The sequence below is a fragment of the Nonomuraea sp. NPDC048881 genome (assembly GCF_040649795.1).
Lineage (GTDB): Bacteria > Actinomycetota > Actinomycetes > Streptosporangiales > Streptosporangiaceae > Nonomuraea.
On the sequence record NZ_JBEZGC010000009.1, the window covers coordinates 17,596 to 37,119 of the forward strand.

Consider the following 19,524-nt stretch of genomic DNA (forward strand, 5'->3'; position numbering starts at 1 on the left):
GCCCTATGAGCGACGCATCGACTTGCGCTGGTGCTCCTCCACCAGCAGCCTGGCCAGATCGGCCACCTTGACCTGATGGTGCTGCGAGATCCTGCGCAGCTCCTCGAAGGCGGCCTCGGCCGTGCATCCGCTGGTCTGCATGATGATGCCCTTGGCCTGGTCGATGACCGACCGGCCGGCCAGGGCCTCCTGGAGCTGGGCGGCGTCGGTGCGCACCTCCTCGAACTCCCACATGTTCGCCATGGCCACCCCGACCTGCTCGGTCAGCATGTCGGCCAGCGAGTGGGCGGCCTGCGGGGAGAAGGCACCCGGCCGCACGGAGTAGAGTCCGACGATGAGCTGCGCCGGCGCCACCTCGATGGGCACCATCAGTACCGAACGCACCCCCCATCGGGTCGCCAGTGCGTTGTAGCGGGGCCAGCGGCTGTCGCTCAGCACGTCGCTCACGCTCGCGCGGGCGCCGCTCTGGCGGGCCTCCAGGGACGGTCCCTCACCGAGTTCACGTTCGCCCTCGACCAGCATGATCAGCTCGCTGTGCGAGCCGGAGACCAGCACCCGCTGGTCGCGCCAGTGTTCGGCCGAGCCGCCCGAGCACCCGGGCACACCGGCCGCCAGCGCCGTGGTCAGCCCGCGCAACACGCTCTCCGTGGAGGTGTCCTCACCCAGTCGCCCCAGCGCCGCCAGGTCTCGGGCGAGCCCGGGAGTGATCATCGCGGTCGATTCCATAGCAAGAAGCCCCTACCCCTTATGGCTACCGTTATCCCCGGTGGCGTAGCGTCAAAGGATGACCATGCCGGACCTCGAACACGCTCTGGACGCGCTGGCGGGACGCGTGTCGTCCTTGCGTGAGGCGAGGACCGCCTACCCTACCGACCTCGCGCCCACGCTCGACGCGGCCCTGGCCGAACTGGACACCGCCGCCGAGCTGCTCGCCGAGGCGCGCGAGGCGCTGCGCAAGGCGCCCAAGCGCGCCGCGAGCAAGAAGGACGGCACCCAGCGGGAGCTGAAGCTGCTGCGCCAGGTGTTCCGGGCCTTCCCGGTGCCGGTGATCGTGCTCGACGGCGGCGGGGTGGTCCGGCGGATCAACCCGGAGACCTCGCGGGTGCTCGGCAGCCCCGACGGCTACCTGGTGGGGCGGTCGTTCCCGCTGCTGGTGGACGTCTCCAGGCGGGCGGCGTTCCGCTCGCACCTGAACTCGGTGCTGCAGACCGGGCAGCCGTCGGCGTTCGAGACGCGGCTGGCGCACCAGGGGCGGACGCACACCGTGCAGCTCGCGCTGACGCGGGTGACGATGCCGGGCGAGCCGCAGCAGATGGTGGCGGCCGTGGCGCTGCCCACCGAGGTGCAGCTCCCCGAGCCCGGGGGGCGGCGGCCCGAGCAGTCCGACGGGGCGCTGCTGCTGGCCGCGTCCAAACGGCAGGACCTGCTGGCCAGGGTCGGCGGGCTGCTGCTGGACGAGGAGGCGCTGCTGCGCCCGGTGGCGCTGCCGCGGACGACGCGCCTGCTGGCGGCCGAGTGGGCCGACTGGGTGATCGCCGACCTGGTGCGCGACGGGCTGCCGCGGCGTTCGGTGGTGGTGGCGCCGAAGAACCATCCGCTGGGCGACCTGGTGCGGCTGGTGGAGTCGGCCGACCCGGCCGGCAGCCAGGTGGTGATGCAGGTGCTGGAGCGCGGCTCGGGCGTGGTGCACGAGATGGTCGACGACGAGTCGCTGCTCGGCTTCACCGCCGACGGGCCGCTGCTGACCGCGATGGGCGCCGGCTCGCTGCTGTCGGTGCCGATCGGGCAGTCCGACGGGGTGCTGACGCTGGTGCGCACGCACGACCGGCCGCCGTTCTCGCTGGCCGACCTCGGTGTGCTCCAGGACGTGGGGATGCAGCTCGGCCTGGCCGTACGCGCCCAGTCGAGCTTCCAGAGCCGTTCGCGGGCCGCCGACGCGCTGTCGGCCAGCGTGGCCCCGCGCAACCTGCCCGACGTGCCCGGCTACGAGGCGTCGGCGGTCTACCATCCGGGTGCGTCGGTGGGCGCGGAGTTCTACGACGTGTTCCCGGTCGCGGGCGGCTGGGGGTTCGCCCTGGGCGGCGCGGCGGGCAAGGGCGAGGAGGCGGCCTCGGTCAGCGCCATGGTGCGCGGCGGGCTGCGGGTGCTCAGCACCTGGGAGTCCCATCCCGACCTGGTGATGCGCAAGGTCAACGAGGCTCTGGTGGCGCAGGGCACGGGCATGTTCGTGATGGCCGTGGTGGGGTTCGTCAAGGGCCGGACGATCCAGCTCTCCTCGGCCGGTCACCATCCGGCGGCGCTGCTGCAGCCCGACGGCAACGTGCGCTTCGCGGCGGGCGGCGGCGTGCCGATGGGCATCTCCCCCGAGGCCGAGACGGGCGTGCAGGAGCTGACCGTCTCCGTCGGGGAGACGCTGGTGCTCTACTCGGAGGGCCTGATCTCCTCCAGGAACGACGCCGGCGAGCCGTACGGCGAGGAGCGGCTGGCCGACGTGCTGGGCCGTTGCGCGGGCCAGTCACCGGCCACCGTGGTCAAGGCCGTGGAGGCCGACCGGCACGCCTTCTCGGGCGGCCAGGTGTGGGACGAGATCGTCGTCCTGGCCCTCAAGGGTGTCTGATCTGCGGGGGTTTGCGATTCGGCTAAACATGGGTATTGTCTTTCCGTAGAACAACGTGCCTAAGACGCAGGCACACCTTGAAGGCTTTTCCACGCTGAGGTGTGCCATGAATATTGCGATCGTCGCGTCCGCCAAGGGAAACCAGCGCCACCGTATCCTCTCCGTAGCGCGCGAGCTGGGCCGCGAACACCACGTCACCATCTACTCCCGCCGTGACGACGCCGAGGGCAAGCCCAAGACGCGGGTGGCCCCGGGGGTCACTCTGGAGCAGATCGACGTGGGCCCGGCCAAGGACCTCACGCCCGAGGACGTCGTGCCGTACCTGAACGACGTGGGCGAGCACCTCATGAAGCGCTGGAACCAGGAGCGCCCGGACGTGATCCACGCCCACTCGTGGACCGGGGGGCTCGCCGCCGTGGCGGGCGCCAAGGGGTTGGACGTTCCGGTCATGCAGACCTTCCACACCGTGGACGCCGCGCACCAGAAGCTGGAGCGGGCGCTCGGACGCCGGGCCAAGGCGGTCATCGCCGGCTCGGGCGACGAGGAGTCGGCGTTGATCAGGCTGGGCGTGCCGCGCGGGAACATCGCGATCGTGCCGCACGGTGTGGACACCGAGCGTTTCCAGCGGCGCGGGGCGATCGCCACCAAGGGCGCCCGCAAGCGGCTGCTGCACGTCGGCCCGCTGTCCCCCGAGCGCGGGGCGTACACGGCGGTGCGGGCGCTGCAGGGGCTGACGGACGTCGAGCTGGTCATCGCCGGCGGCCCCGAGCCCGAGGAACTGGACGACGACAGGGACGCGCGCCGGCTGCGCGCCCTGGCCGAGCAGCTCGGCGTCGCCGACCGGGTGACGCTGCTGGGGCAGGTCAAGCGGGCCTCGGTGCCGAAGCTGATGCGCAGCGCGGACGCCGTGGTGTCGGTGCCGCGCGAGGCCGCGACGGGCGTCGTCGCGCTGGAGGCCATGGCCTGCGGCGTGCCGGTGATCGCCTCGGCCGTGGGCGCCCACCTCGACTCCGTGATCGACGGCGTGACCGGCCTGCTGGTCCCGCCGGACCGGCCGGCGCGCACCGCGCGGCTGGCCCGCGAGATCCTGTGCGACCCGACGCTGCGCACCGCGCTCGGGTACGCCGGCGCCGACCGGGCGCGCTCGCGCTACTCCTGGGAGCGCGTGAGCCAGGAACTGGTCCGCGTCTACGAGTCGGCCTGCGTCTGACGGAGACCGCGCGGGAGGCGGGCGGCGCAAGCCGTCCGCCTCCCGCCGTTCCCGGAGCCTGTCCGGAAGGGGCCCTTGTTACCGGAGTGAGATCTTTGCTTCGATGGTCCGCATGTCTACTCGCGGTTCGAAGCGGGCGGCGGTGGCGGCGCTGATCACGGCCCTCGCCCTGCCCCAGAGCGCACAGGCGGAGACGTCGAGGTGGGGCGCGCCCGTCCTCGTCGAGAACTTCGACGGCTCCTCGGTCGACACGGGCAGGTGGATGGTCTACCACTCGCCGGACGCGGCCCGTAACCCCCGTACGGGCCGGGCCGCCACGGTCGCAGGCGGGATGCTGCGCCTGAAGGGCGGCCGGTACGGCGGCAAGGACCTGTCCGGCGGCGTGGCCACCCGGCTCACCCAGCGGTACGGCAGGTGGGAGGTGCGGTTCAGGGCCGAGGCGGGCAACGGCTACACGCCGGTCGCGCTGCTGTGGCCCACCGCCCAGAGCGAGGGCGACGGTTACGCCGAGGTCGACTTCGCCGAGATCGTGGACCCGCGCCGGCAGGGCGGCGGCATCTTCGTGCACGGCGGGCGCGGGCGGGCGCAACGGCAGCTGCGGGCCGACTTCACCCGCTGGCACACCGCGGCCGTGGACTGGCTGCCCGGCCGATTGACGTTCTGGCTGGACGGCAGGAAGGTGTGGGACTACCGCGGCCCGTACGTGCCCGACGGCGACCGCATGGGCCTGGCGCTGCAGAACGACGTGGTGTGCGAGCCGCGCTGCCGCGACTCCTCCACCCCCGCGACGGTGTCGATGTACGTGGACTGGGTGAAGGTCTACCGGCCGTCCTGAGGCAGCAGCCTGGCCGCCTTCAGCCCGAGGTGCACGGTCAGCCGGTCGTCGCCGTCGGACAGGTCCCGGTGCAGGAGGCGTTCGGCCTTGCCCAGGCGGTAGTAGAGGGTCTGGCGGTGAACGCCCAGCTCGGCGGCCGTCTTCTGGGCGTGGCCGCCGAGATCGAGGTAGACCTCCAGCGTCTGGGCCAGCTCGGCGTCGAGGGCGGCGGTCTCGGCGGCCAGCTCGCGCAGGTCGGCGCGGCCGAGGCGGGCCAGCAGGCGGTGCACGCCCAGGTCCTGCCAGCGGGCGATGGGGGCGTGCCGGGGGAAGTGCTCGGCGATGCGCAGCGCCTGGCGGGCCTCACGCCAGCTCTGCCACGCCTCGGCCGGGTCGTTCCTGGGGGCGCCGATGCCGGCGGCGGTGCCGTACGCGCTCTGCAGGGTCTGGGCGACCTCCCCGGCCAGGTGGGCGGGTGCCAGCAGGGCGACGGGCGAGCCGGTGCGGGCCAGCACGCCGCGCGGAAGCGTCCAGAGGGCGGCCACGCGCTCGCTGGACTCGCGCACGGCGACCGCGGTGACCGGGCCGGGGACCTCGATGGAGGCCGCGGCGCGTTCCTCGGGGTCGGCGGAGAGCAGGGCGAGCAGGCCGCGGCCGAGGTCCTGGCGGCTCCTGGCCTCCTGGGCGAGCGCCGCGGCGGCCCTGGCGACCAGCGGCGCGACGCGGCGCAGCGCCTCGTCGGCGAGGCTGCCGGAGTCCAGCAGCCACAGGTAGCCGTAGGTGACCTCGCCGTGCCGCAGCGGCCAGCAGACCCGGGCCAGCACCTTGAGCTCGGCGTCGGCCGGGATCCGGACCGGGCCGCCGGCCCTGGCGATGCCATAGCGTTCGAAGTAGTCGCGCACCTCGCCGGTGGCGCGCCGGCGCAGGATCGACTCCTGGCGGACCGTGTCGATGTCGCCGTGCTGGGCGCCGTAGGCGAGCAGCCGGAACGAGCGGTCCTCCAGCGTCACGGACGCCCCGAGCGTGGCGGCGATCTCGTCGACGATTTCCTGAAGGTCGGACGTGTTGTGCATTTGTATGACAGCCTGCCACATCGATCGTTACGCGCGTTCATGGCCCCCTCTGACCTGGGGTTTCTAGACTTGAGGCATGTTGGGTCAACTGCTCCTTGCCGCCTCCGGGAGCGGCGTCGTGCGCCGTTCCGTGTCAGGCTTTCCGCTCACCCGCAAGGTGGTGGACCGGTTCGTCGCGGGCGAGAGCGTCCAGGAGGCCCGGAACGCCATCGAACGGCTGCGTGACGCCAACCTGGCCGTTACCGTCGACCACCTCGGCGAGGAGACGCGCGACGCGCGCGCCGCCGAGACCGTGGCGCAGGCGTACGTGACGCTGCTGGAGGCGCTGAAGCCGCTCCAGCTCGGCACCCGGGGCGAGGTGTCGGTCAAGTTGTCGGCGGTCGGGCAGCGGCTCGACGACGGCATGGCCCTGGAGCACGCCCGCGAGATCTGCGCCGCCGCCGCGGCGGGCGGCTCGACCGTGACGCTCGACATGGAGGACCACACCACCGTCGACTCGACGCTGGGCATCCTGCGCAAGCTGCGCGAGGACTACCCGTCCACCGGCGTGGCGATCCAGGCCTACCTGTTCCGCAGCGAGGACGACTGCCGCGACCTGGCCCACGAGGGCTCGCGCGTCCGGCTGGTCAAGGGCGCCTACCGCGAGCCCGCCTCGGCCGCGCACCAGGACAAGCAGGCCGTGGACAAGGCGTACGTGCGATGCCTGCGCATCCTCATGGCGGGGAAGGGTTACCCCATGGTGGCCACGCACGACGACCGGCTGATCTCCATCACCGAGCTGCTCGCCGACCGCTTCGGCCGCACGCTCGGCGACCACGAGTTCCAGATGCTCTACGGGATCCGGACCGACCGGCAGGAGGCCCTGGCCGGGGCCGGCCACACGGTCCGCGTGTACGTCCCCTACGGCGACGACTGGTACGGCTACTTCATGCGCCGGCTGGCCGAGCGTCCCGCCAACGTCGCCTTCTTCCTTCGTGCCCTTGGGGGTAAGTAAATGGATGCCATCAGCAACGTCCCCGTCCCCGTGAACGAGCCCGTGCTCGGCTACGCGCCGGGCAGCGCCGAGCGTTCGGCACTGGAGGACCGCATCAAGGAGCTGGCCGGCTCCCCCGTCGACCTGACCATGACCATCGACGGCGAGCAGCGGCTCGGCGGCGGCGCGCCCATCGACGTGGTGCAGCCGCACAACCATGCCTCCGTCCTGGGCCGTACCAACGACGCTACGGCTCAGGACGTGCAGGACGCCATCGACAGCGCCCTGCGGGCGGCGCCCGCCTGGCGGGCGCTGTCCTTCGACGAGCGGGCCGCGGTCTTCCTCAAGGCCGCCGACCTGCTGGCCGGTCCGTGGCGCCAGACGCTGAACGCGGCCACCGTGCTGGGCCAGTCGAAGTCGGCGCAGCAGGCGGAGATCGACGCGGCCTGCGAGCTGATCGACTTTCTGCGCTTCAACGTGACCTACGCCCGTCAGCTCTACTCCGACCAGCCGATCTCGTCGCCCGGCGTGTGGAACCGGATGGAGTACCGGCCCCTTGAGGGGTTCGTGCTGGCGATCACGCCGTTCAACTTCACCGCCATCGCCGGAAATTTGCCGACTTCTGCCGCTTTGATGGGGAATGTCGTCGTCTGGAAGCCGTCGCCGACGCAGCAGCTCGCCGCGCACCACACGATGCGCCTGCTGGAGGCGGCCGGGCTGCCGCCGGGCGTGATCAACATGGTCACCGGCAACGGGCAGGCCGTCTCCGAGGTCGCGATGACGCACCCGGCCCTGGCCGGCGTGCACTTCACCGGCTCGACCCCCACCTTCCAGCACCTGTGGGGCACGATCGGCGCCAACATCGCCTCCTACCACGGCTACCCGCGCCTGGTGGGCGAGACCGGCGGCAAGGACTTCGTGCTGGCCCACCCGTCGGCCGACCCGGCGGTGCTCTCGACCGCGCTGGTCAGGGGCGCCTTCGAGTACCAGGGCCAGAAGTGCTCGGCGGCCTCGCGGGCGTACGTGCCGCGTTCGGTGTGGAACCGCATGCGTGACGACTTCGTGGGCGTGGCCGAGTCGCTGACCGTGGGCGACGTGGCGGCCGACCTGTCGACGTTCATGGGGGCGGTCATCGACGAGCGGGCCTTCGCCAAGCACAAGGACGCCATCGACCGGGCGCGGGCCGCCTCGAACATCGACGTGCTCACCGGCTCCTACGACTCCGGCGTCGGCTACTTCGTCAAGCCGACCATCCTGGAGTGCGCCGACCCGACGGACGAGATCTTCGTCAAGGAGTACTTCGGGCCGATCCTCGGCGTGCACGTCTACGAGGACCGCGACTTCGACACGGTGCTCGACCAGATGGAGGGCATCGCCCCGTACGCGCTGACCGGCTCGATCATCGCCCAGGACCGGTACGCCATCGCCGCGGCCTCGGAGCGGCTGCGCTTCGCGGCGGGCAACTTCTACGTCAACGACAAGCCGACGGGCGCGGTCGTGGGCCAGCAGCCGTTCGGCGGCGCGCGCGCCTCGGGCACCAACGACAAGGCCGGTTCGATCTTCAACCTGATCCGCTGGGTGAACGCCCGCACGATCAAGGAGACCTTCGTCCCGCCGACCGACCACCGCTACCCCCACATGGGCTGACGCCCCCAAGAGCCACGGCCGGCACCCCCACAGGGGTGCCGGCCGTCTCCAATTCCGTCAGAAACCGCCCTCTACGATCGTCAGTACATTCCGCGCTCCTCTGGCGAAGCCGGGAACCCCTGCCCTGTCCAGCGCAGTGAGGACGTCGTACGTGGTCATGGGCGGACGGCGTTTCCCCGCCGCCATCCGGGCGAGCACGCCCAGCACCTCACGCGGACTGCGGTTCAGCAGCGAGCGCAGGTACGCATCGGGAGTGCTGACGCGCACCCCGTGGCGGCCGAGGAACGACGCCGGGAAGTCCGTGACGTTCCAGGTGACCAGGATCTGGGCGTGACCCGCTATCGCGGCAGCCATGTGATGGCGGTCGTCGAGGTCGGGGCCCTCCATCTGATCGATCAGGTGCTTGTAGTCGTCCTCGGAGACCCGGCTGTCGGCGAAGAACTCACGGATCACCTCCCCGATGCGCGCCGCCGCATGGGCTGAGCGGTGCTGCTCGCGCACGATGACACGTTCCCATTCCGACAGCAGGTGATCGCTCCAGACCCACGTGTGCACGGCGTCCTCGGTCAGCGCGAGCATGAGGTCCGTCAGCGAGAACGGGAACAGCACGTTGGTGTCGACGAAGACCCGCGCCATCAGCCAATGTCCCTTGGGAGATCAGTAGGGTAGTTCCGCCTCCTCGGCGACCTCCATGATCCTGCGACGGGCTTCGGCGCGACGCTCCCGGCGATCCTGGAACTCCAGGACATCTTCCAGGCGAACGACACGATGGCGGCTGCCTGGAAGACGTTGCGCGGGGATCTCGCCCTCGTCCAGCAGTCGCACGACGAAGGGACGCGACAGGCCGAGCAGCTCCGCGACCTCGTTGGGGCTCAACAGGGCTTCGGCGGGCAGGGCCCAGACGGCGTGCCCCTTGCCGAGATCGTGCGCCGCGGCGACCAGCAGCCTGACCAACGAGCGCGGCAACACGAGGTCGGTGCCGTCCGGCCCGCGCAGCACCAGCGACGCGTTCCCTGCGGCAGCCGTCGCCTCCAGGTGTTCGAGCAGCTCGCGGTCACCGCTGTCGGCTTCGACGCGCGTCGCGCCGGCCAGGACGCCGCTGCGGGGCATGACCACCTCCGACCCTCGATATCTGCAATAAGTGTAACCCGCCACCGCCAGCAGGCGGGAGCGGGTGGCGTAATGTGCAAGGTTTGTGTCATTGACGCCAATGCAGGGCCGCGACCAGCATGAAGGCATGCAGCGACGGATCGTGATCGTCGTCTTCCCGGGCTTCCAGTTGCTGGACATGGCCGGGCCGGCGGACGTGTTCGCGACCGCCGACCTGATCGCCCGGGGGCGGGGTTACCGGGTCGAGGTGGCCGGTGTGGATGCGGGGGCGGTGAGCGCGTCGAACGGGGTCACCGTCATGGCGGGGGCGCTCGGCGAGGTGTCGGAGCCGATCGACACGCTCATGGTGGCCGGCGGGCTGTCGGTGCCCCGGCAGCTGGAGGACCGCGCGCTGGTCGGGGCGGTCGCCGCCCTGGCCGCGCGGGCGGGACGGGTGGCCTCGGTCTGCAACGGGGCCTTCCTGCTGGCCGAGGCCGGGCTGCTCGGCCGCCGCCGGGCCACCACCCACTGGCTGTCCGCCGACGACCTGCGCCACCGCTACGCCGACGTCGAAGTGGACCCCGATCCGCTCTACATCGAGGACGGCAACGTGTGGACCTCGGCGGGCGTGCTGTCCGGCGTGGACCTCGCCCTCGCGCTGGTGGCCAGGGACCACGGCCACGAGCTGGCCCGCGACGTCGCCCGCGGGCTCGTCGTCTACCTGCACCGGCCGGGCGGGCAGAGCCAGTTCAGCGCGCCGATGCGGGCCATGACGCCGCGCAGCCTCCCCCTGCGGGAGCTGCAGGGCTACATCGACGCCAACCCGGCCGCCGACCTGAGCGTGCCCGCGCTCGCCCGGCGCGTCGGAATGAGCGAACGGCACTTCTCCCGCGTCTTCACCGAGCAGACCGGCCTGCCACCCGGCCGGTACGTCGAACGCAGCCGCGCCGACGCCGCCAGACGCCTCCTGGAGGTCACCGGGCACCCCCTGGAGACCGTGGCCAGGGAGGCGGGCCTGGGCACGCCGGAGACCCTCTACCGCGTCTTCCGCCGCCACTGGCGGGTGTCGCCGGGCGAGCACCGCCGCAGATTCCAGTCGAAGGAGAAATGACACCATGCACGTGGCAATCCCGCTTTATCCCCGTTTCACCGCTCTTGACGCGGTCGGCCCCTACACCGTGCTGGCGTTCGCGCCCGGCGTCACGGTGACGTTCGTCGCCGGGGAGGTGGGGCCGGTGACCGACGACCAGGGCACCCTGTCGATCGCCGCCACCGCCTCCTACGCCGACCTGCCGCGTCCCGACGTGGTGCTCGTGCCCGGCGGGCCCGGCACCGCGGAGGCGATGTCGGACGAGGCGCTGCTCGGCTGGCTGCGCGAGGCCCACGAGCACACGCGGTGGACGACGTCGGTGTGCAGCGGCTCGTACGTGCTGGGCGCGGCGGGGCTGCTCAAGGGCGTGCGCGCGACCACCCACTGGGCGGTGCTGGACGGACTGACGGGCGTCGGCGCCGAGCCGGTGGGCGAGCGCGTCGTCACGGAGGGCAAGATCGTGACGGCCGCCGGGGTGTCGGCCGGGATCGACATGGCCCTGACCCTGCTGGCCCAGGCCGACGGCGTCGAGACAGCACAGGCGGTGCAGCTCGCGATCGAGTACGACCCGCAGCCGCCGTTCGACGCGGGCTCGCCCGCCAAGGCGCCCGAGGGCACCGTCGAGCGGGCCATGACCCTGATCTCCTGATCGTCCGGCCACGGCGCCCCCGTCCCTCCAGGGACGGGGGCGCCGCGCGTCGCAGGGGTCAGGACCGGTCCTGCGCGGGCGGGTCGCCCGTGGCACCGAGCGGCAGGACGTCGAAGTGCACGACGACGTGGGCGCCGTCGGCGGGGGCGTCCCTGCCGTCCGACAGGCGGCGGAAGCGGTCCAGCACCTCCAGCACCCGGTCGCGCAGGTCGGCCGTCTCCTCGGGGGTGAGCCGCAGCGAGCGGCGGGCGAACACGCCGGCCTGAACCCATTCCTCGGGAGCCCGCATCGCGCCTTCCCGCCACCGGGTCAGCTCCGCGCCGCGCTGCCGGACCATGTCGTCCAGCAGGAACCTCAGCGCGGCGTCCACCTCCTCGGGGTTGTCCTTCGCCGGTCCGAAGCTGAAGCCCCCGGGCGTGATCCGCCAGTACTTCTCCTTGCCCCGGCCCAGCTCGGGCGCGATCTCGATCATGCCGTGGCGGGCCAGCTCGCGCAGGTGGTAGCTGGTGGCCCCGGTGTTCTGCCCGAGCAGGCCGGCCAGGCCGGTGGCGGTGGCCGGGCCGTGCTCGTCGAGCAGCTCGTAGATGCGCAGCCGCAGCGGGTGCGCGAACGACTTCAGCGCCTTCGCGTCGAGGGTGCGGGCGGAGAAGCCCTTGCCTTCTGTCACTGTGCAAGCCTATCTTTGCAAAGGAAACTATGCACACTTTTCCTTACACACTATCGGAGTGAGTCGTGAACCGTCTCGGGCGGGCCTTTTGGTTCCTGTGGTCGTCCACCGCGCTGTCGAACCTGGCCGACGGTGTGCTGCGGGTGGGCGCGCCGCTGCTGGCCGTGTCCATGACCCGCTCCCCCACGCTGGTGTCGCTGGCCGGGGCCGCCGCGACCGCGCCCTGGCTGCTGCTGGCGCTGCACGCGGGGGCGGTGGCCGACCGGGTCGACCGCCGCCGGATCATGACGCTGGCCAACGCCGCGCGTACGGCGGTGCTGGCGGTGGCGGCGCTGCTGGCGACGGCGGGCCTGCTGAACCTGTGGACGCTGCTCGCGGTGATCTTCGCGGCCGGGGTGAGCGAGGTCTTCGCCGACACCTCGGCGCAGTCCGTCCTGCCCATGACCGTCGCCAAGGACGACCTCACCAGGGCCAACGCCCGGATCGTCGGCGTCCAGACCGTCGGCAACGACTTCGTCGGCGCGCCGGTGGCCGGGCTGCTCGCCGGCCTGCTGCCCGCCGCCCTCTTCGGCGCCCCCGCCCTCCTGTACGCCGCCGCGGCCCTGCTGCTGACCGGCATGGCCGGCTCCTTCCGGGCCGCTCCGGCCGCATCCGGGCCGCGCCGCCCGCTGCGCGCCGACATCGGCGAGGCGCTGCGCTACCTGTGGGCCCACCGGCTGCTGCGCAGGCTGGCGATCTCCGCGGGCATGCTGAACATGGCCAACGCCGGATACTTCGCCGTCTTCGTCCTGTGGGCCGTCGGCGACGGGTCGCGCATCGGCCTCGACCCGAGCGGCTACGGCCTCATGATGACCGCGTTCGCGGCCGGCGCGGTGCTCGGCTCGCCGCTGACCGGGCCGGTCACGCGGCTGATCGGCGAGGCCGGCACGCTGGTCGGGGCGTGGCTGATCAGCAGCCTGCTGCTGCTCGTCCCCATGCTCGTGCCGTCGCCGTGGGCGCTGTACCCGGTCGCGGTGGTGTGGGGCGTGACGGGGGCGGCGGCCAACGTGCTGGTCGTCTCGATCCGCCAGCGGCTGATCCCCGGCGAGATGCTGGGACGGGTGAACTCCGCCTACCGGCTGGTCGGCATGGGCGGCATGCCGGTGGGCGCGGCGCTCGGCGGCCTGGCGGGCGACCTGTTCGGGCTGGCCGCCGTCCTGGCCGGGGCCGCGGGGCTGTGCCTGGTGGCGGTGGGGCTCGTGTGGCGCGCCCTGCCTGGGCGAATTTCTGCGGCGCTGACCAGCGAACCTACACTTCCCGACATATCCAGATCACGTTAGGCACCCTATGCCGTGTGCGGAGATGACATGATTATCCCCGAGCTTGAGGGGATGGTATGCGGGAGATCGGCGGACGGTACCTCCTGAACGAGGAGGCCGGTCGTGGGGGTATGGGAGTCGTCTGGCGGGCGTTCGATCGGCTCCTCCACCGAGAGGTGGCGTTGAAGGAGCTGACTCTGGCCGGTGAGGCCGAGATGGTTCGCCGCCGGGTGCTGCGTGAGGCCCGGATGGCGGCCGGCCTGACGCACCCCAACATCGTCACGGTCCACGACCTGATGGAAGTGGGCGGCAAGCTCTGGATCGTGATGGAGTACCTGCACGGGCTCTCACTCCACCAGCTGCTCTCCCAGGTGGGCACGTTGCCCGCGCAGTCGGTGGTGGCGATCGGCCAGCACCTGCTCGCCGCGCTGCGCACCGCGCACAAGGCAGGCGTGCTCCATCGCGACGTCAAGCCCGCGAACGTGATGCTGACCGGCGACCGCGTGGTGCTGACCGACTTCGGCATCGCCACGGCCGAGGGCGACATCCGCATGACGACCTCGCGGCGGCTGCGCGGCACGCCCGCGTTCATGGCCCCGGAGCGGCTGCACGGCGGGCCGGCCAGCAAGGAGGCCGACATGTGGTCCTTCGGCGCGACGCTCTACAGCGCCGTCGAGGGCCAGCCGCCCTACCCCGGGCAGGACGCGGCCACGGTGCTCGGCATGGCCCGCAGCGGCCCGTACCCGCCGCCGCGGCGGGCCGGGGTGATGCGCCCGCTCATCGAGGGGCTGCTCCACCACGACCCGGTGCGCCGCTACACGCCGGAGCAGACGGCGGGCCTGCTGGCGGGCATGCGCGCCAGCGCCTACCAGGCCGCCATCTGACCGGTTCAGGCGGGCTCAGGCGGGCTCAGTCCCGCTGGGCTCGGGCCTCGGCCTCGGCGGCGTCCATGGCGGCCGCCTCCTCGGGGGTGGGCGCGGTGCCGCCCAGGTGCGCGGGCTGCCACCACACGCCCGGCGGCACCTCGGGATAGGTGCGCTGCGCCCGGTCGACCAGCTCCGACAGGCGCGTGTGCAGGTCGACGGTGTGCTGGTTGACGTCCTCCCCGCGCTTGGGGTGGAACGGCTCGCCCACCAGGATGGTGATCGGCACGTGCCGCTGGGTGAGCTGCTTGGGACGGCCCTTCGTCCACAACCGCTGGCTGCCCCACAGGGCGACCGGGATGACCGGCACGTTGGTGGCCTGGGCCATGCGGATCGCGCCGTTCTTGATCTCCTTGACGGTGAAGGAGCGGCTGATCGTGGCCTCGGCGAAGACGCCCACCACCTCGCCGGCCTTGAGCTTGCGCAGCGCGGTGGCGTACGAGCCGGCCCCGGCCCCGCGGTCGACCGGGATGTGGTGCATGCCGCGCATCAGCGGCCCCGAGACGCGGTGGTCGAAGACGTCCTGCTTGGCCATGAAGCGCACCAGCCGCTTGGACGGCACCGCGGCGAACCCCGCGAAGATGAAGTCGAGATAGCTGATGTGATTGCTCACCAGCACCGCTCCCCCGGTCCGCGGCACGTGCTCCGTGCCCTCCATGTGGAAGCGGTAGTCGAGCACGCGAAAGAGGGTCCGCGCGGCGGCGATCACCGGCGGGTACACAATCTCAGCCATGAGCAGAAGGTAGCCTACTCACGCCGGTCGGCAGGCCACCCGGGAGACCTGGTCCCGCCCGGAAAAGATCGGCTCGGGTCACGAGATCGTAGGACATCCCCCCTGTTCACGCGGCGGCGCTTGCCCTCCCGTGAGAACGGGCAGATGTTTTGACCATGAAGAAGCTCATCAACACCGCCGACTCCGTGGTGGAGGACGCGCTGAACGGCATGGCCGCGGCCCATCCCGAGCTGAGGGTCCAGGACCGCGTGGTCTACCGGGCCGCAGGGCCGCGCCCCGGCAAGGTGGGGCTGGTGTCGGGCGGCGGCTCGGGCCACGAGCCCCTGCACGCCGGGTTCGTCGGCCACGGCATGCTGGACGCCGCCTGCCCCGGCGAGATCTTCACCTCGCCCGTGCCCGACCAGATCATCGAGGCCACCAAGGCCGTCGACGGCGGCGCCGGGGTGCTGCACATCGTCAAGAACTACACCGGCGACGTGCTCAACTTCGAGATGGCCGCCGAGCTGGCCGAGGACAACGACGTGGCCTCCGTGCTGGTCGACGACGACGTGGCCGTCCAGAACTCGCTCTACACGGCCGGGCGGCGCGGCACGGGCGCGACGCTGTTCGTGGAGAAGATCGCGGGCGCGCTGGCCGAGGAGGGCGCGCCACTGACCGAGGTGGCCAGGGTGGCCGCCGAGGTGAACGAGCGCAGCCGGTCCTTCGGCATCGCGCTGACCTCGTGCACGACGCCGTCGGCGGGCAAGCCGACGTTCGACCTGCCCGAGACGGACGTGGAGCTGGGCATCGGCATCCACGGCGAGCCCGGCCGCACGCGGGTGCCGATGGCCTCGGCCCGCGAGCTGGCCGCCGTCGCGATGGAGGCCCTGCACAGCGACCTGCCGCTCCGCGGCGACCTGCTGGTGATGGTCAACGGCATGGGCGGCACCCCGCTCATGGAGCTGTACGTGCTGTTCGCCGAGGTCGCGGCGTTCGTGAAGGGCAAGGACGCGCGGGTGGCCCGCTCGCTCGTCGGCAACTACGTGACGAGCCTGGACATGCAAGGCTTCTCGGTCACCGTGTGCCGGGTCGACGACCCGCTCATCCGGCTCTGGGACGCGCCCGTCGAGACGCCGGCGCTGCGCTGGGGGTGTTGATGGACACCAGCTTCTTCGCGGACTGGCTCGACGAGGCAGCCCGGCTGGTCCGCCGCGACCGCGAACGGCTGACGGACCTCGACGCGGCCATCGGCGACGCCGACCACGGCGCGAACCTCGACCGCGGCTTCACCGAGGTCGCCAAGGCGCTGGCCGACCGGCCGCCGGGCTCCCCCGGGCAGGTGCTGGCCGACGCGGGCACGGCCCTCATCCGCCGCGTCGGCGGCGCCTCCGGCCCGCTGTACGGGTCGATGTTCCGGCAGATGGGCCGGACGCTGGAGTCCCCGGTGACGCTGGCCCGCTTCGAGGCGGCGTTCGAGGAGGGGGTGGTCGCGCTGGAACGGCTGGGCAAGGCGGCCGTGGGCGACAAGACCATGGTGGACGCGCTGGTCCCGGCCTCCCGGTCACTGGCCCTGGCCGTACGGGACGGCATCGGGGCGCTGGAGGCGTTCGAACGGGCGGCGGACGCGGCTGCCGAGGGCGCGCGGGAGACGATCCCCCTCCAGGCCCGCAAGGGCCGGGCCAGCTACCTGGGCGAACGCAGCGTGGGCCACGAGGACCCGGGAGCCGCCTCGGCGGCCCTGATCATGCGCGCCCTGGCCACGGTGGCCCGGAACCGGGCAGAGGGCCAGGACCAGGCCGAGAGCCGGACCCCCGGAGAGGGCCGGAGCCCGGCAGAGGGCCAGGGGCGGGCGGAGGGCTGATGGTCGGGGTGGTGCTGGTCTCGCACAGTGCCGGGCTGGCGGCCGAGACGGCGGCGCTGGCCCTGGGGATCGCCGCGGAGCCCGTGCCGGTGGCGGCGGCCGGCGGCACCGCGGACGGCGGCCTGGGCACCAGCTTCGACCTCGTCGAGCAGGCGGTGCGCAGCGTGGACCGGGGCGACGGCGTGCTGATCATCCCCGACCTCGGCAGCTCGGTGCTGACCGCCCGGCTGCTGGAGGAGGACGGGCGGGTGGTGATCGCGGACGTGCCGTTCGTGGAGGGGGCGGTGGCGGCGTGCGTGGCGGCGTGCACGGGCGGGTCGCTGGCGGAGGTGCTGGCCGCCGCCGAAGAGGCCCGCACCTATCGCAAACTCTGACCGTCCCGGCCCCTGGCCCCGCTCAGTGGCCCTTGAAGGCCTCCTCCAGCCACCAGGAGCCGCGTTCGCCGGTGATCCTGGCGTGCACCAGCAGCGGGCGGTCCCTGGGCCCCTTGAGCCATTCGGCCACGCCCGCCAGCCCGGCGGCGTCCGTGACGGTCACCGCCGCGAACCCGTGGCCCCGGGCGATCGCGGCCAGGTCGGCGGGCGGGAAGCGGACCATGCCGAGCGGATGCCCGTGCGGCCCGAAGTGGTGCACCTCCGCCCCGTACGCTTCGTCGTCGTAGACCACGACCACCATGGGCAGCCCCAGCCGGACGACGGTCTCCAGCTCGGCGATGCCCATGAACGCGCCGCCGTCGCCCAGGGCGGCCACCGGGAGCCGGTCCGGACGGGCCAGGGCGGCCCCGATCGCGGTCGCCAGCCCGAGCCCGACCGACTGGAACGCCTGGGTGAAGCAGAACCCGCCCGCGTCCGGCACGTCCAGGAACATCGAGGGGTATCCCATGAAGTTGCCCGAGTCGACGGACACGACGCGCTCGCTCGGGAGCAGGTCGTCCAGGGCGATGGTGAGCGTTCTCGGGTCGATGCGGCCCGCGCCGCTCTCGTCCCGGTACGGCACCGCGCGCCAGCGCCCCTCGTCCCTGATCCGCCGGGCCAGCTCGGCCGACCGGTAGCCCGGCGCGGCGCCGCCCGGCCCGGTGAGGGCCGCCGCCACGGCGCGGACGTCCCCGACCACGCCGAGGTCGGCCCGGACGTGCGCGCCGACGGCCGCCGGGTCGAGGTCGACCTGGGCCACCTTCGCCTCCGGCGGGATCAGCGTGCCGTGGCGGGTCGTCCACATGTTCAGGGCGCAGCCCCAGCCGACGATCAGGTCCGCGCCGCGGATCAGCTCGGCGGCCAGCGGGGTGGCGAAGCCGCCGCTCACGTCGAGGTCCCAGGGGCTGCCGCGGAACAGGCCCTTGGCGACGGCGGAGGTGGCCAGCAGGGCGCCGGTGCGGTCGGCCAGCGCCTCCAGCTCGCGGCGGGCGTGCCGGGCGCCGCGGCCCGCGACGAACACCGGCCGCCGCGCCCCGGCCAGCAGCCGCCCGAGCGCGGCCGTCGCGTCGTCCGCGGCTGCCCGGTCGGGCCCGGCCGTCATGTCCTGCGCCGCTGAGCGGTCGGGCCCGGCGGTCGTGTCCTGTGCCGCTGAGCGGTCGGGCCCGGCCGCGCCGGTCAGGGCAGGTGCGGGGGCGCGGCTGCGGGAGGGGGCGGACTGCACGGCGAGCGGCAGGTTCAGCAGGACCGTGCGGCGTTCCCGCGAGGCCACGCGGAAGGCTTCGAGCGCCTGCTCCTCGGCCCGCGCGGCGTCCGTGAGACGCATGGGGACCGCGCCCACCGCCGCGGCCAGGGCGTCCTGGTCGATGTGGAAGTTGGAGCGCGCGTCCGTCGCCTCACCGGCCAGGACGATCATCGGCGTACGGCTCTTGGCCGCCTCGGCGATCCCCGTCATCGCGTTGGTCAGCCCCGGCCCCTGGTGGACCGTGACGACGCCGACCTCGCCGCTCATCCGGGCGTAGGCGTCGGCCATGGTCGCCGCCCCGCCCTCGTGCCGCGCGGCGACGAACCGCACGCCGTGCTCGACCAGCGCGTTCGTGACGTGGAAGTTGCCGCTGCCGACCACCCCGAACGCCGTGCGGACGCCGCCGGCGGCCAGCGCCCGGCCGACCGCCGCGGCCGCCGTCTCCGGGACGGTCAACGTTCCACCAGGGCCAGGACGCGGACGGGGCTGCCGGAGCCGCCCACGATGGGCAGCGGCGGGGCGACCACGGCGGCCCCGGTCACCGGCAGGCGGTCGAGGTTGCGGAGCTGGGTCAGGCCGTACTTGCCCGCGCCGAGCAGGAAGGAGTGGCAGGGGAAGGGCGGGTCGAAGGAGTGGGCGGCCCCGGCGTCGGTGCCGACGGTCTCCACGCCGAGCCCGAGGATCGGGGTCTCGGCGGCCAGCCAGGACGCGCACTCGACCGAGATGCCCGGCGAGTGCGGGCCGGTCTCGTCGGCGTTGAGGAAGGCGGCCTGGTCGGCGGAGCGGGCGTCCCAGCCGGTGCGGTAGAGCAGCCAGCCGCCGTCGGGCAGCGGGCCGTTGGCGCGTTCCCATTCCTTGACGTGGTCGATCTGCAACAGGAAGTCGGGGTCCTTGGCCGCCTCGGCGGCGAAGTCGAGCACGACCGCGGGCGCGATCAGGCTGCGTACGGGCACCTGGGAGACGTCCTGGCCGTCGCGGGCGGTGACCCAGTGGACGGGGGCGTCGAAGTGGGTGCCGGAGTGCTCGCCGGTGTGGATGTCGTTCCAGTACCAGGCGGGGCCGCGGTCGTCGTAACGGCTGATCTCCTCCAGCCGGAACGGGATGGTGTTGCCGAACGGCTCGGGCAACTGGAGGATCGGCGTCTCGGAGGACAGGGGCGCGGTCAGGTCGACCACCTCGATCGCACCGCCGCGCACGCTGTCCAGGAAGCTCTGCAACACCGACATGTCATCCTCCTTGTTGGGC

The 19,524-nt window shown here is 72.7% G+C and carries 20 protein-coding genes; 12 read left to right on the forward strand and 8 right to left on the reverse strand.

Features of this window, described 5'->3' with window-relative positions:
- Window positions 1-3: 3 nt before the first annotated feature.
- Complete coding sequence (locus AB0C33_RS29680) at window positions 4-726, reverse strand: GAF and ANTAR domain-containing protein (RefSeq protein ID WP_358293690.1); 723 nt, start codon at window positions 724-726, stop codon at window positions 4-6.
- 58 nt (window positions 727-784) lie between these two features.
- Here AB0C33_RS29680 and AB0C33_RS29685 point away from each other — a divergent pair, with 58 nt between their 5' ends.
- From AB0C33_RS29685 to AB0C33_RS29695, 3 genes are all read left to right on the forward strand, one after another.
- Window positions 785-2,617, forward strand: coding sequence for a SpoIIE family protein phosphatase (locus tag AB0C33_RS29685; RefSeq protein ID WP_358293691.1), 1,833 nt, complete (start codon window positions 785-787; stop codon window positions 2,615-2,617).
- 106 nt (window positions 2,618-2,723) lie between these two features.
- Window positions 2,724-3,827, forward strand: a complete 1,104-nt coding sequence (locus AB0C33_RS29690) for a glycosyltransferase (RefSeq protein ID WP_358293693.1) — start codon at window positions 2,724-2,726, stop codon at window positions 3,825-3,827.
- Between the two features lie 112 nt (window positions 3,828-3,939).
- Window positions 3,940-4,662: a glycoside hydrolase family 16 protein gene (locus AB0C33_RS29695; RefSeq protein ID WP_358293694.1), complete on the forward strand. Its 723-nt coding sequence runs from the start codon at window positions 3,940-3,942 to the stop codon at window positions 4,660-4,662.
- On the opposite strand, the gene AB0C33_RS29700 is transcribed toward AB0C33_RS29695, so the two are convergent.
- Window positions 4,647-5,714, reverse strand: a complete 1,068-nt coding sequence (locus tag AB0C33_RS29700) for a helix-turn-helix domain-containing protein (protein ID WP_358293696.1) — start codon at window positions 5,712-5,714, stop codon at window positions 4,647-4,649. The genes AB0C33_RS29695 and AB0C33_RS29700 overlap by 16 nt on opposite strands.
- A 76-nt stretch (window positions 5,715-5,790) precedes the next feature.
- Between AB0C33_RS29700 and AB0C33_RS29705 the strand changes: the two genes are divergently transcribed.
- Together AB0C33_RS29705 and pruA are read left to right on the forward strand one after the other, a co-directional pair.
- Window positions 5,791-6,708 (forward strand): proline dehydrogenase family protein, encoded by a 918-nt coding sequence (locus tag AB0C33_RS29705; RefSeq protein ID WP_358293698.1) that lies wholly within the window; start codon window positions 5,791-5,793, stop codon window positions 6,706-6,708.
- On the forward strand, window positions 6,709-8,334 hold the full coding sequence (gene pruA, locus AB0C33_RS29710; RefSeq protein ID WP_358293699.1) for an L-glutamate gamma-semialdehyde dehydrogenase: 1,626 nt from the start codon (window positions 6,709-6,711) through the stop codon (window positions 8,332-8,334). It abuts the gene before it with no gap.
- A 57-nt stretch (window positions 8,335-8,391) separates the two neighbouring features.
- On the opposite strand, the gene AB0C33_RS29715 is transcribed toward pruA, so the two are convergent.
- Together AB0C33_RS29715 and AB0C33_RS29720 are read right to left on the reverse strand one after the other, a co-directional pair.
- Window positions 8,392-8,970: a PIN domain-containing protein gene (locus AB0C33_RS29715; RefSeq protein ID WP_358293701.1), complete on the reverse strand. Its 579-nt coding sequence runs from the start codon at window positions 8,968-8,970 to the stop codon at window positions 8,392-8,394.
- 21 nt (window positions 8,971-8,991) lie between these two features.
- Complete coding sequence (locus AB0C33_RS29720) at window positions 8,992-9,444, reverse strand: helix-turn-helix domain-containing protein (protein WP_358293703.1); 453 nt, start codon at window positions 9,442-9,444, stop codon at window positions 8,992-8,994.
- Window positions 9,445-9,571: 127 nt separating this feature from the next.
- Between AB0C33_RS29720 and AB0C33_RS29725 the strand changes: the two genes are divergently transcribed.
- A complete protein-coding gene (locus AB0C33_RS29725) occupies window positions 9,572-10,534 on the forward strand; it encodes a GlxA family transcriptional regulator (RefSeq protein WP_358293704.1) in 963 nt (320 codons plus the stop codon).
- Between the two features lie 4 nt (window positions 10,535-10,538).
- Window positions 10,539-11,162 carry a DJ-1/PfpI family protein gene (locus AB0C33_RS29730; RefSeq protein ID WP_358293705.1) on the forward strand — a complete coding sequence of 208 codons (624 nt, stop codon included), beginning with the start codon at window positions 10,539-10,541 and terminating at the stop codon, window positions 11,160-11,162.
- 58 nt (window positions 11,163-11,220) lie between these two features.
- Here AB0C33_RS29730 and AB0C33_RS29735 read toward each other — a convergent pair whose 3' ends face one another.
- On the reverse strand, window positions 11,221-11,829 hold the full coding sequence (locus AB0C33_RS29735; RefSeq protein WP_358293707.1) for a helix-turn-helix domain-containing protein: 609 nt from the start codon (window positions 11,827-11,829) through the stop codon (window positions 11,221-11,223).
- Window positions 11,830-11,894: 65 nt separating this feature from the next.
- Between AB0C33_RS29735 and AB0C33_RS29740 the strand changes: the two genes are divergently transcribed.
- Together AB0C33_RS29740 and AB0C33_RS29745 are read left to right on the forward strand one after the other, a co-directional pair.
- Window positions 11,895-13,148: an MFS transporter gene (locus tag AB0C33_RS29740; RefSeq protein ID WP_358293709.1), complete on the forward strand. Its 1,254-nt coding sequence runs from the start codon at window positions 11,895-11,897 to the stop codon at window positions 13,146-13,148.
- Window positions 13,149-13,204: 56 nt separating this feature from the next.
- Window positions 13,205-14,011: a serine/threonine-protein kinase gene (locus AB0C33_RS29745; RefSeq protein WP_352358144.1), complete on the forward strand. Its 807-nt coding sequence runs from the start codon at window positions 13,205-13,207 to the stop codon at window positions 14,009-14,011.
- Window positions 14,012-14,036: 25 nt separating this feature from the next.
- Here AB0C33_RS29745 and AB0C33_RS29750 read toward each other — a convergent pair whose 3' ends face one another.
- A complete protein-coding gene (locus AB0C33_RS29750; protein WP_352358146.1) occupies window positions 14,037-14,783 on the reverse strand; it encodes a lysophospholipid acyltransferase family protein in 747 nt (248 codons plus the stop codon).
- A gap of 155 nt (window positions 14,784-14,938) precedes the next feature.
- On the opposite strand from AB0C33_RS29750, the gene dhaK reads away from it, so the two are divergent.
- The 3 genes from dhaK to dhaM are packed head-to-tail and all read left to right on the forward strand — an operon-like array spanning window position 14,939 to window position 16,997.
- A complete protein-coding gene (dhaK, locus tag AB0C33_RS29755; protein ID WP_358293710.1) occupies window positions 14,939-15,919 on the forward strand; it encodes a dihydroxyacetone kinase subunit DhaK in 981 nt (326 codons plus the stop codon).
- Window positions 15,919-16,623 (forward strand): dihydroxyacetone kinase subunit DhaL, encoded by a 705-nt coding sequence (gene dhaL / locus AB0C33_RS29760; protein WP_358293712.1) that lies wholly within the window; start codon window positions 15,919-15,921, stop codon window positions 16,621-16,623. The genes dhaK and dhaL overlap by 1 nt, the downstream gene beginning before the upstream one ends.
- The gene (gene dhaM, locus AB0C33_RS29765; RefSeq protein ID WP_352358152.1) at window positions 16,623-16,997 is read left to right on the forward strand and encodes a dihydroxyacetone kinase phosphoryl donor subunit DhaM; all 375 of its coding nucleotides are present in this window, start codon (window positions 16,623-16,625) and stop codon (window positions 16,995-16,997) included. Before dhaL ends, dhaM begins: the two co-directional genes overlap by 1 nt.
- 22 nt (window positions 16,998-17,019) lie before the next feature.
- Here dhaM and AB0C33_RS29770 read toward each other — a convergent pair whose 3' ends face one another.
- Both AB0C33_RS29770 and AB0C33_RS29775 read right to left on the reverse strand, forming a co-directional pair.
- Window positions 17,020-18,735 (reverse strand): thiamine pyrophosphate-binding protein, encoded by a 1,716-nt coding sequence (locus tag AB0C33_RS29770; RefSeq protein ID WP_358293714.1) that lies wholly within the window; start codon window positions 18,733-18,735, stop codon window positions 17,020-17,022.
- On the reverse strand, window positions 18,732-19,505 hold the full coding sequence (locus tag AB0C33_RS29775) for a cyclase family protein (protein WP_352321865.1): 774 nt from the start codon (window positions 19,503-19,505) through the stop codon (window positions 18,732-18,734). Before AB0C33_RS29775 ends, AB0C33_RS29770 begins: the two co-directional genes overlap by 4 nt.
- Between the last annotated feature and the right edge of the window lie 19 nt (window positions 19,506-19,524).

Bases quoted from the DNA above. Each gene is read 5' to 3' on its own strand.
- AB0C33_RS29725 (WP_358293704.1), top strand. From the start codon at position 9,572: ATGCAGCGACGGATCGTGATCGTCGTCTTCCCGGGCTTCCAGTTGCTG.
- AB0C33_RS29730 (WP_358293705.1), top strand. From the start codon at position 10,539: ATGCACGTGGCAATCCCGCTTTATCCCCGTTTCACCGCTCTTGACGCG.
- AB0C33_RS29695 (WP_358293694.1), top strand. From the start codon at position 3,940: ATGTCTACTCGCGGTTCGAAGCGGGCGGCGGTGGCGGCGCTGATCACG.
- AB0C33_RS29705 (WP_358293698.1), top strand. From the start codon at position 5,791: ATGTTGGGTCAACTGCTCCTTGCCGCCTCCGGGAGCGGCGTCGTGCGC.
- AB0C33_RS29685 (WP_358293691.1), top strand. From the start codon at position 785: ATGACCATGCCGGACCTCGAACACGCTCTGGACGCGCTGGCGGGACGC.
- AB0C33_RS29745 (WP_352358144.1), top strand. From the start codon at position 13,205: ATGCGGGAGATCGGCGGACGGTACCTCCTGAACGAGGAGGCCGGTCGT.
- AB0C33_RS29680 (WP_358293690.1), bottom strand. From the start codon at position 726: ATGGAATCGACCGCGATGATCACTCCCGGGCTCGCCCGAGACCTGGCG.
- pruA (WP_358293699.1), top strand. From the start codon at position 6,709: ATGGATGCCATCAGCAACGTCCCCGTCCCCGTGAACGAGCCCGTGCTC.
- AB0C33_RS29700 (WP_358293696.1), bottom strand. From the start codon at position 5,714: ATGCACAACACGTCCGACCTTCAGGAAATCGTCGACGAGATCGCCGCC.
- dhaK (WP_358293710.1), top strand. From the start codon at position 14,939: ATGAAGAAGCTCATCAACACCGCCGACTCCGTGGTGGAGGACGCGCTG.
- AB0C33_RS29715 (WP_358293701.1), bottom strand. From the start codon at position 8,970: ATGGCGCGGGTCTTCGTCGACACCAACGTGCTGTTCCCGTTCTCGCTG.
- AB0C33_RS29750 (WP_352358146.1), bottom strand. From the start codon at position 14,783: ATGGCTGAGATTGTGTACCCGCCGGTGATCGCCGCCGCGCGGACCCTC.
- dhaL (WP_358293712.1), top strand. From the start codon at position 15,919: ATGGACACCAGCTTCTTCGCGGACTGGCTCGACGAGGCAGCCCGGCTG.
- AB0C33_RS29775 (WP_352321865.1), bottom strand. From the start codon at position 19,505: ATGTCGGTGTTGCAGAGCTTCCTGGACAGCGTGCGCGGCGGTGCGATC.
- AB0C33_RS29690 (WP_358293693.1), top strand. From the start codon at position 2,724: ATGAATATTGCGATCGTCGCGTCCGCCAAGGGAAACCAGCGCCACCGT.
- dhaM (WP_352358152.1), top strand. From the start codon at position 16,623: ATGGTCGGGGTGGTGCTGGTCTCGCACAGTGCCGGGCTGGCGGCCGAG.
- AB0C33_RS29720 (WP_358293703.1), bottom strand. From the start codon at position 9,444: ATGCCCCGCAGCGGCGTCCTGGCCGGCGCGACGCGCGTCGAAGCCGAC.